Source organism: Parafannyhessea sp., assembly GCF_051876455.1.
GTDB lineage: Bacteria > Actinomycetota > Coriobacteriia > Coriobacteriales > Atopobiaceae > Parafannyhessea.
Genome location: NZ_JBJEHW010000170.1, coordinates 1 through 9,455, shown reverse-complemented (window position 1 = coordinate 9,455; position 9,455 = coordinate 1). Strand labels below are relative to the sequence as shown.

The window sequence follows — 9,455 nt, the reverse complement described above, 5'->3', positions numbered from 1 at the left end:
GCTCAACCAGCTCACGCAGCTGGGCAACTTCGTGCTGACGGCGCTCGCCGGCGCGGAGCGCGTTTTTGCCGTGATGGAGCTCGAGCCCGAGGTGGACGAGGGCAAGGTCATCGTGCGCCACGCTGAGCCCAAGGACGACGGGGCAAGGAGCGCGGCCTCCCAGCGCCGCATGGCCGCCGGGGCAGCGGGCTGGAGCTGGATCCTGCCGGGCGGTGGCATGGTGCCACTGGCCGGCGACGTGCGGCTCGACCACGTGACCTTTGGCTACGACGAGGGCCAGACGGTGCTGGAGGACCTCTCGCTCTACGCAAAGCCCGGGCAGAAGATCGCCTTCGTGGGGTCCACGGGCGCGGGCAAGACCACCATCACCAACCTCATCAACCGGTTCTACGACGTGCGCTCCGGCGCCATCACCTACGACGGGATCGACGTGCGAGACATCCGCAAGGCGGACCTGCGCTCCACGCTGGGCATCGTGCTGCAGGACACGCACCTGTTCGACGGCACGGTGGCGGACAACATCCGCTTTGGCAAGCTCGACGCTACGGACGAGGAGGTCCGCGCGGCCGCGCGCGTCGCCAACGCGGACTCCTTCATCCAGAGGCTCCCGCACGGCTACGACACGCGCATCACGTCGGACGGCGCCAACCTCAGCCAGGGGCAGCGCCAGCTCATCGCGATCGCGCGCGCCGCGGTGTCCGACCCGCCGGTCCTCATCCTGGACGAGGCCACATCCTCCATCGACACGCGCACCGAGGCCCTGATCGAGCGCGGCATGGACGCCCTCATGCGCGGGCGCACCGTGTTCGTGATCGCACACCGCCTCTCCACCGTGCGCAACGCAAACGCGATAATGGTGCTCGAGCACGGCAGGATCGTGGAGCGCGGCACGCACGAGGAGCTCCTGGCGCAGCACGGCGAGTACTGGCAGCTCTACACCGGCAAGCGCGAGCTCGACTAGGCAGGCCAGGCGACCCGGGAGGCGCGATGGGCATGGCGACGGCAGGCAACACGGACATGGACGCAAACGCCAACGTGGATGCGGTGGCGGAGGCCCTGCTGGGATGCGACCCCCGGGTCCGCGCGGCCTACGAGCTCGCTCGCAATGCGCACGCGGGGCAGGCCGACAAGGCGGGCCGGCCCTACATCCTGCACCCCGTGATGGTGGCGGCGGGCGTCCGCGCCCACGGCGCCACGGCCATGGCGGCCGCGCTCCTGCACGACGTGGTCGAGGACGCGGGCGTCCCGCTGGACGGCATCCGCACCCGGTTTGGCGACGCCGTGGCGGACGCCGTCACGCTCCTCACGCACGATCCGGCGCTCCCCTACCCAGACTACGTGCGCCGCGTGGCGGAAAGCGGCAACCAGACTGCCATCCTCGTCAAGCTGTCCGACCTCACGCAGAACATGAACCTGGCGCGCCTCCCCAAGGCGGGCGAGAAGGACGTGGAGCGCGTCAGGCGCAAGTACCTCCCGGCCGTGGAGGTCCTGCTGGCCGCGCTGTAGCGGCGACCCCGCTCGCGCGCCCTTCTCCCCTGCCCGCCGACGCCACAATGCGGAGGTGCCACCGCCCTCCGTAGAATCGTGCCAACCGCACGGCGATCGGAGGGGACATGTCAGACCAGTACGCAGCGCTCAACAGCCCGTTTTCCATCGGGAAGGTGCAGGTAAAGAACCGCTTTGTGATGGCACCCGTCACCACGGGCTACTATCTTGCGCCCGACGGCTCGTTCTCCAAGGAGGGAATCGAGTACTTTGTGCGGCGGGCGCAGGGCGGCATGGGCCTGGTGCAGACCGGCGCCCTCATGACCGACTACAAGATCGACCCGCAGGGCGCCCTCGGCCCCTCGTTCATGGCGACGCCCGCGTCCCGCCAGGCCTTCAAGGTGAGCTCGGCCGCGCTTCTCTCCCGGCTCGAGGCGTATGGCGCGAAGATGTTCGTGCAGATATCCGCGGGCCTCGGCCGCAACAGCCCAGGCTCGTACGGCCCCAGCGCCAACCCCTACTTTGGCACGACCGACCAGATGAACCCCGTGCTCACCACGGAGCAAATCAGGCAGAAGATCCAGATGATGGTCGAGGCGGCGCAGGTGGTGCAGGAGGCCGGCTACCCCGGCGTCGAGCTCCACGCCATCCACTGGGGCTACCTGCTCGACCAGATGGCGTCCTCGCTCACCAACCGCCGCACGGACGAGTACGGCGGCGACCTGCGAGGTCGCATGCGCATGTGCACGCAGATCGCCGAGGGCATCAAGCGTGCCTGCGGCGAGGACTTCGCCGTGACCGTGAGGCTGGGACTCAAGGCGTACGCCAGGGGCTTCAACCAGGGCTCGGTCGACGGCGAGGGCGAGGCGTACCGCACGCTCGAGGAGGGCGTCCAGATCTGCCGCATCCTCGAGGAGGCCGGCGTGGACGGGCTCGACGTCGACACCGGCGTGTACGACAGCTTCTACTACGCCTGCCCGCCCATGTACGTCAGGCGCGGCTACATGGAGGAGCTGGCCCGCGCCGCCAGGGAGGCCGTGGACATCCCCATCATCTGCGGCAGCCGCATGGGCGACGTGGACGCGGACGAGCGCTGCATCGAGGACGGCGCCTTTGACGCCATCGCCATCGGCCGTCCCATGCTGGCCGACCCCGACCTGCCCAAGAAGGTCGCCATCGGCCGGCCGGACAAGATCCGCCCCTGCATCGCCTGCAACCAGGGCTGCCTGCTCAGGCTCTTCCAGGGCCTGCCGAGCGGCTGTGCCGTCAACCCGCTCGTCGGCCGCGACGGCGACTACGCGCCCAAGCCCGCGCTCGAGCCAAAGTCCGTGGTCGTGGTGGGCGGCGGCGTCGCCGGCATGGAAGCCGCGCGCACCTGCGCCATGCGCGGCCACAAGGTCACGCTGTTCGAGAAGGGCGACAGCCTCGGCGGGCACCTCATCAGTGGCGGCGCGCACGACTTCAAGAGCGAGGTGCGCGAGCTCAACCTCTGGTACCAGGGCGAGCTGTACGACTGGGGCGTCGACGTCTGCATGGGCGTCGAGGCCACGCCCGAGCTGATCGACGGCCTCGCACCCGACGCCGTCATCCTGGCCAACGGCTCCTCCCCCGTCATGCCCAACATCCCGGGAATCGACCACCCCAAGACGCTCGGCTGCATCGACGCGCTCCTGCACGAGGAGAGGGTTGGCCAGCGCGTGGTCGTGGTCGGCGGTGGCCTCGTGGGCTGCGAGATCTCGCTCGACCTCATCAACAAGGGGCACGACGTCACCATCGTGGAGGCGCTGCCGTCCATCCTGAGCTCCGGCCCCGCGGTGCCGCTGCCCAACACCATGTACCTGCGGGACGCCTTCGCGCAACACGGCACGCCGATCCTCACCGACACGCGCATCGCAGCGGTGCGCGACTACGGCGCCGAGGTCCAGGGGCCAAAGGGCACCAAGATCCTGCCCGCCGACACCGTGATCATCGCGGTCGGCTTCAGGCCCAACCCGTCCATGGCGCCCGACCTGCGCGGACGCGGCTACGAGGTACACGAAATCGGTGACGAGCGCCACGTGGGCAACATCCTCACGTCCATCTGGGACGCCTACGAGGTCGCACACACGTTGTAGCAATCGAATTTAAAAGCCCACGGCAAGCATGACATCGCTCCGCGGGCGAGAAGAACAGAGCCTCGCCTGGCACCGCGTTCCGGGCGAGGCTTTACGTTAATGGCACAAACTTTCAGGTTCCTTATTGCTCTTCAGTCCCCATAGTTGCATGACTTATAGCGTTGAAAATTCAGCCGATGTGACTTGGTGCCATTTGCCGTCATTATGGACACGTATACCTACTTTTAAGACATCTATGATTCAGCTGAGTGATACTTCACTATGCTTATATACAACATTGCCGTAAAAGGAGGTATACCATGTCAGGTAAAACCGCAAGACGGCTTCGTAAGGAACGCGCGATGGGAGCTGCCGCCGCAGCAGCCATCGCCGTTGCCATCACGCCCGGTATCGCACAGGCAGCGGAGGTCACGACGGCCGAGGCCACCGCTCCGGACACCACTCAGGCGACTGCAGTCCAGACCCAGACAACGGCCCTCGAGGTCCAAGCCACGACGTCACAGGCACCCGCAGCCGCAAACGCAAGCGACTCCGTCGCCACGACCAGCGCCCCGGCAGCCGCGACCACGACGGAGACCAAGTCCGAGCCTGTCGCGGCGCCCACCACGTCCAACGAGCCGGCAGCCTCGACCGCAACCGGCTCCGCTTCCGAGACCGGCAACAAGCAGGCGGACGGCGCGGCGCAGGCAACCGCGCCCGCCCAGGAGGGCACCTCGGCGTCCGACACCGCTAGCACGACCGCTGCCGAGAGCGCGTCGGCAAAGGCGCATGCGTCTCTCGCCCAGAACGTTCCCGCAAAGGCACCCGCCGCGAGCGCCGTCGCCAGGGTCGGCGAGACCGACTACGACGACATCGACGCCGCCATCAACGCAGCCGCGGATGGCGGAACGGTCACGCTCCTCAAGGACGTCAAGCCCGTCAAGACTTTCTACAAGAGTCTGACCATCACCGGTGGCCATACGATGACGTTCGACATCTTTGGCTGGCGCTACAACAATAAGCTCGTTGTTGACGGTGCTCACCTGGTAATCAAGTCCGATGCAAATCGCGTTGCGGCTAATAATTCCGAAGCCTGGAATTGGTTCCTGATGGACGTCAATGGCTCCATCAGTGCAATCAATGGTGGATCAATCGAATACATCTTTGACAGCAAGACCGGCGCCAACTGTGCCATCTACAGTGACAGTGGCGTCACTGTCAACGTCGACAACTCGACTTTCTCTATCAAGGGTCTACGCACCAAGGGAGTATCTGGTCAAGGCATACAGCTTGGCGGCACCGCCAACTCGGGCATCTTCGTACGCAACGGCTCCACCTTCACCATCGACGGGACCAACCGCGGCTACGTCAACTCCCCCACCGTCTACGTCGAGGACTCCACGTTCACGGTGAAGAACTGCACAGACAACGCGTCCAACGGCGGTAAGTTTACGGCCATCAGGTCGACCGTCACGTTCGACAACAACGCGGGCCACGGCCTTTCCGCCAACGACACCACCTTCGATAGCTCGACGTTCTGCTCCACGGTCAACGGTTACAGCGGACTCGACGTCATGGGCAAGTTCAACGTGAAGAACCACTCGTTCGTCGAGGTCAGCGACAACGGATGGCACTCCTGGAAGCCCGACCTGTTCGCCTCCATTCGCCTGAGGAACGACGCGACCATCGACGGCACCTCCACTGTGGACGTGCACGACAACTACGACGTCGGCATCCATATCAAGAAGTCTAAGACCCTCACCCCGGTCGTGACCTTCAAGCCCGGCTCCAAGCTCCACGTGGTGAACAACGGCCTGAAGACCGTTGGTGTACACGGTGAGAAGGCTGGCCAAGAGTTCACCACCAACGGCGGCGGCATCTGGAACACCGGAATCCTGACCCTGCCCGCCAACGCCGTCATCTACAACAACAACGCGACCAAGTCGGGTGACGACATCTACTCCACCGGCACCATCACCATTGGCGATGCCGTGCAGGAGGGCGACAAGTACTACCTCGACGGGCAGCAGAACAACGTCTGCAAGGACCTGATCGACGGCTGGTACGACGACTCCACGATCAAGCCTGCCAATCCCGATTCCACTGGCAAGCAGGCCGAGCCCAAGGGTGGCCGCTGGGTGGGTGACATTCCCAAGGACGGAACCACCAAGGACATCTACACCAAGGCGGTCAAGGCCGGCACGTACGAATCCTCGGCAGATAATCCCCTCGCCATCAAGGCGGCCCACATCTACAAGGACAGCCTCGTGTACAACAAGAACGCCAAGGACGCCACCGGCACCATGGACCCCAGCGCAGGCGCAATCAACGACGAGGGCCGCTGGGTCAAGAGGGTGAGCGTGCGGAAGAACGCGTTCATGCGCGCCGGCTACAAGTTCATCGGCTGGAACACCAAGGCCGACGGCACCGGCACATGGTACGGCATCGTTGACGCCGCACTCGCGGCGGCACGCGACTCCCTGGACGAGTACGACCTCCTGGACGGCAAGGACAACGACGTCCTGTACGCCATCTGGGAGAAGCTGCCCGAGCCCCAGAAGCCGACGCCTGCCAAGACCGTGACGCCCGCACCCAAGCCGGCACCCAAGCACATGAAGCCCGCCGCAGTCGCGAAGACCGCCATTCCAAAGACGGGCGACAGCGCCACGGGCGGGCTCATCGCGAGCATCCTCGGCCTGGTCGGCCTGGGATCCGTCGGCGCCTCCGGTATGCTGAGGAAGCACGACCGCGGCGAGTAGCCGCCAGGTAGCGACAAGTCCCTACCGCACGAACGACGGGCGGGGCGCCTGGACGCAATGGCCAGGCGCCCCGCCCATTGCTTAGGCTAAACTGAATTCGCAGGTACACGGTGAAATCGAAGGAGCGGCGATGGCCGGGCAGAACCGTAAGCCTCACAGGGAGACGCCCACCGGGAGCCAGCGGAGGCGGACGCCTGCAAGTTCGAGGCGGGGCCACCCACGCGACACGCGTTCTTCTCGCCCGCGTGACGGCGTTCGCGGCCATGACGGAGGCCACCGCAACGGCAGGACGCTCACGGTCCTGCTCGCGTGTGCCCTGGTTGCCGTCGTTGCGGTCGTGGCGATCGGGCGGGCGTGCTCGAAGCCGACGGCGGCGCCCCAGGGCGAGAAGACCACCGCCACAGCCCGCAGGTCATCGGGAAGCGGGCGCGTGAGCCTCTGCGCGGTGGGCGACAACCTCGCGAACCTCAACACGCTTCAGTACGCGGACTCGTGGGCCGGCACCGAGGGCGACGGCACGTACGACTTCTCGCCGCTGTACGCCCACGTGCGCAAGAAGATCCGCTCTTACGACATCGCCTTCGTCAACCAGGAGACCACGCTCGGTGGCACCGCCAAGTTCGGGTACCTGGGCTATCCCAGCTACAACACGCCGGACTCCATGGCGAGGGCCGTCGCGGGCGCGGGGTTCGACGTCGTGAACACCAACTCCAACCACACCTATGACACCTGGGTCGACTCCATCAAGCACGCGCAGTCCGTCTGGGCAGGCTACCCCAAGATAACCACGATCGGCTCGTACGCGAGCGAGGCTGACCGCAGGAACGTCCGCACCGTCACCAAGAACGGCATTACGGTCGCCTTCCTCTCGTACAGCTACGGGCAGAACGGCTACCAGCAGTCCGACCTGCCCAACGACTACTACGCCGTGCCCTGGGACGTGGACGCGATGCGTCGGGACATGGCCCGCGCCAAGAAGAAGGCAGACTTTGTGGTGGTCTACCTGCACATGGGGACCGAGTACACCAACGCCCCCAACGACCAGCAGACAACTGCAGCTCAGGCCTGCGCCGACGCGGGTGCCGGCATCGTGCTGTGCAGCCACGCGCACGTGATCCAGCCGCTGGCGTGGGTCAAGCGGTCGGACGGCAGCGGCAGGACGCTCGTGGCATACGGGCTGGGCGACTTCGTGAGCGGCTATCACGTACCCGGCTGCGTGCTTTCGGGCATGCTGAGCTGCGACATCGTGCGCAAGCCCAAGGGCGGCCTCGCCGTGAGGAACGTGGTCTGGCACACGCTGATCGAGCACGCCGAGGGAGACGTCGACACCGTCTACCTCGCGAGCGACTACTCCGACAAGCTTGCAGAGAAGAACGAGCTCCTCGAGCGGCAGGCGGATCCGGGAACGTGGATCCGCAGCAAGACGCGCGAGGTCATCGGCAACGGCTTCAAGATCGACCAGTAGGCGACGGCGCACTTGCTGGCACTAGATCCCGAACTCCTTAAAGAGCTCATCGCGCAGGTTGGGGTCACGAAGCGCCTTCGGAATCTCGTCACCACGGCCAGCCGCCTCGAGGCAAACGATGAGTGACTCTATGCGTCCGTACGCCTTTGCCTCGCCCTTGGCCTCACCTCTTGCCTCACCCTTGACCTCACCCTCTTTGTAGGCCTCGGCAAATTCCTCGCGGTACTTCTCGGACCACAGCATCATGGATCGCCTCCAGACGGAACTGTCCCGCAGCCTCCTGACAGCGTCGTCGACGCGTCGGACGTACTCGCTCTTGACGGTATTATCCCTTACGTAGCTCAGGAACGCGTCGAACTCTTCACCGTAGTCGCCATACGTACCCCTGGCGTTCGCGAAGACGATCATCGTGCCATCGCCGAGCTCTATGCTCGAGTCCATGCCCTCCTGGAAGAGGAACGAGCGCGTTTGTTAGAGTCGAGTCCCAAAGGGGTAGTTCTATAGCGACGCAATAAGTGCCCCTCGGCCAAACATGTGAGCAACGCTCGGGAAAGGAACCGCAATGGAGAAGGAACTGCTCGACTACACCACCGCAAAGGTGGACGAGATTTATGCCGCACCCTCGGCATCGGCCGACACCAAGAAGGCAGCCCAGGCGTGGAAGGACGCCATCGCCAAGGGAGAGGACGCCGACGCCGCGACGAACGCGTTTCTCGACGCGATAAGCGAGCACCAGACCACGATCGATAGCCTCATCGCGTTCGCGGGCTCTGACACGGGCAAGCAGGTATTTGGCGAGGAGGGCGCCAAGCAGATGGTGGAGCACTCCCAGGCACGCAAGAAGGCAGGTGCCAGGTTCTGCGACTGCGCCGCATGCAGGCCGTGCCACGAGCTGCTGGCCAAGTTCGGTCGCGAGGAGCCGGACGTCTACCTGTAGGCAGCCAGCCGGCAGATTGCATGTTGCACGTGGGCGGCCATCGCTTGTGCGATGGCCGTTTTTCTCGCCCTGGTAATTCAGATACCTTGAAGCGTTGTGCCGTGTTGGCACTGCATGGCCAGCGGGGGTCCCGTTTAAGGCCAGTTTCCGCCCCGGCACGTAGTCTCTTCGCAAGGCAAGGCACAAGGCCAGCCCGAGCGAAGGGAGAGCCCCCATGCTGAACAACGCTAACTTGCAAGGCCAACGCAAGCTCCGGGACGCGAGCCAGGCACCCCACGTGACCAACGCCGCAACGCAGGCAGGGCACGCCCCTGACGTCGAGTTTGTGCTGCCCGCGTACAACGAGCAGGCGCAGATCGGCCTCGCGGTCACGCTCCTGACGCAGTGGCTGCGCAAGAACGCGCAGTTCAGCTGGAGGGTGACGGTCGCGGACAACGCCAGCACGGACGGCACGCTGGCCATCGCGCGCAGGATGGGCGACCGGGACCCCGCCCACGTGGGCGCGATCCATCTGGACGAGAAGGGCCGCGGCCGTGCCCTCAAGCGCGCCTGGCTCGCGTCCGACGCGCGGGTCGTGGCGTACATGGACGTGGACCTCTCCACTGAGCTGGACACGATACCCGCCCTGGTCACGCCGCTGCTCGCGGGCTCCGCGGACGTCTCCTACGGCAGCAGGCTCTCGCGCGGGTCCCACACCACGCGCTGTCTCAAGCGCG

The 9,455-nt window shown here is 65.5% G+C and carries 8 protein-coding genes; 7 read left to right on the top strand and 1 reads right to left on the bottom strand.

Features of this window, described 5'->3' with window-relative positions; all coding sequences use genetic code 11:
• The 5 genes from ACI38Z_RS07530 to ACI38Z_RS07510 all read left to right on the top strand — a co-directional run.
• Positions 1-961 (top strand): ABC transporter ATP-binding protein (locus tag ACI38Z_RS07530; RefSeq protein WP_439789574.1); only part of this gene is annotated, 961 nt, incomplete at its 5' end.
• Between the two features lie 26 nt (positions 962-987).
• Positions 988-1,506, top strand: coding sequence for an HD domain-containing protein (locus ACI38Z_RS07525; protein WP_439789573.1), 519 nt, complete (start codon positions 988-990; stop codon positions 1,504-1,506).
• A gap of 107 nt (positions 1,507-1,613) precedes the next feature.
• Positions 1,614-3,599, top strand: coding sequence for an FAD-dependent oxidoreductase (locus ACI38Z_RS07520; RefSeq protein ID WP_439789572.1), 1,986 nt, complete (start codon positions 1,614-1,616; stop codon positions 3,597-3,599).
• Positions 3,600-3,898: 299 nt separating this feature from the next.
• Complete coding sequence (locus ACI38Z_RS07515; RefSeq protein ID WP_439789571.1) at positions 3,899-6,337, top strand: hypothetical protein; 2,439 nt, start codon at positions 3,899-3,901, stop codon at positions 6,335-6,337.
• A 130-nt stretch (positions 6,338-6,467) separates the two neighbouring features.
• Entirely contained in the window at positions 6,468-7,802 is a 1,335-nt protein-coding gene (locus ACI38Z_RS07510) for a CapA family protein (protein ID WP_439789570.1), read from the top strand.
• A 21-nt stretch (positions 7,803-7,823) separates the two neighbouring features.
• Here ACI38Z_RS07510 and ACI38Z_RS07505 read toward each other — a convergent pair whose 3' ends face one another.
• Positions 7,824-8,243: a hypothetical protein gene (locus ACI38Z_RS07505; protein WP_439789569.1), complete on the bottom strand. Its 420-nt coding sequence runs from the start codon at positions 8,241-8,243 to the stop codon at positions 7,824-7,826.
• Between the two features lie 121 nt (positions 8,244-8,364).
• On the opposite strand from ACI38Z_RS07505, the gene ACI38Z_RS07500 reads away from it, so the two are divergent.
• Positions 8,365-8,739, top strand: a complete 375-nt coding sequence (locus ACI38Z_RS07500) for a 3-hydroxyisobutyrate dehydrogenase (RefSeq protein WP_439789568.1) — start codon at positions 8,365-8,367, stop codon at positions 8,737-8,739.
• A gap of 214 nt (positions 8,740-8,953) precedes the next feature.
• On the top strand, positions 8,954-9,455 hold a 502-nt coding region (locus ACI38Z_RS07495; RefSeq protein ID WP_439789567.1), incomplete at its 3' end, for a glycosyltransferase.